The sequence below is a fragment of the Rhizobacter sp. P2_H2 genome (assembly GCF_056403375.1).
On record NZ_JBFUFP010001541.1, the window covers coordinates 1 to 928 of the forward strand.

Consider the following 928-nt stretch of genomic DNA (forward strand, 5'->3'; position numbering starts at 1 on the left):
GCGCTGCGCGCTGCGCGCGAGCCGCGGCGCGATCGTGTCGAGGCGGTGCGCATCGGACTGCAGCCGCCGCTGCGCGCCCGCCTGCAGCCGGTGCGCGAGCCCCTGCAGCCGCTGCGCCGTGGCCCGCACGCCCTGCCCCGGCCGCGCTAGCCGCAGCGCGGCGCGGTCGATCCACTGCGCCTGCTGGTCGAGCACGTGGTGCACGCGGCGCTGCATCAAGGTCGCGAACGCGGCCAGCGTCTCGGCCAGTTCGCGCGTCGGCGGCGCCGCCAGCTCGGCCGCGGCGGTCGGCGTCGGTGCGCGCAGGTCGGCGGCGAAGTCGGCCAGCGTCACGTCGGTCTCGTGGCCGACGCCGCAGATCGTCGGCAGCGGGCTCGCCGCGATGGCCCGCACGACCTGCTCGTCGTTGAACGCCCACAGGTCCTCCAGCGAGCCGCCGCCGCGGCACACGAGCAACGCATCGACCTCGTCGCGCTCGGCCGCCTGGCGCAACGCACGCACCAACGCCGCCGGCGCCTCGGCGCCCTGCACCAGGCTCGGGTAGACGACGACCGCGACATGCGGCGCGCGCCGCGCCAGCGTGGTCAGCACATCGTGCAGCGCGGCGCCCGACACCGAGGTGACGACGCCGAGCCGGCGTGGAAACCGCGGCAGCTCGCGCTTGCGCGCCGGATCGAACAGCCCCTCGGCCTCGAGCCGCGCCTTCAGCCGCAGGAACTGCTCGTACAGCGCACCCGCGCCGGCCTGCTGCATCGATTCGACGACGAACTGCAGTTCGCCGCGCGGCTCGTAGACCGCGAGCCGCCCGCGCACCTCGACGCGCTGCCCGTCGACCGGGTTGAACCCCACCAGGCTCGCCGCGCGCCGGAACATCGCACAGCGGATCGCCGCCTGCTGCCCGTCCGCATCCTTCAGGCTGAAGTAGCAA

The 928-nt window shown here is 75.4% G+C and carries 1 protein-coding gene; it reads right to left on the reverse strand.

All coding sequences use genetic code 11. The features are described from left to right. Window positions 1-928 (reverse strand): exodeoxyribonuclease VII large subunit (xseA, locus tag AC1D15_RS34595; protein ID WP_477829633.1); only part of this gene is annotated, 928 nt, incomplete at both ends.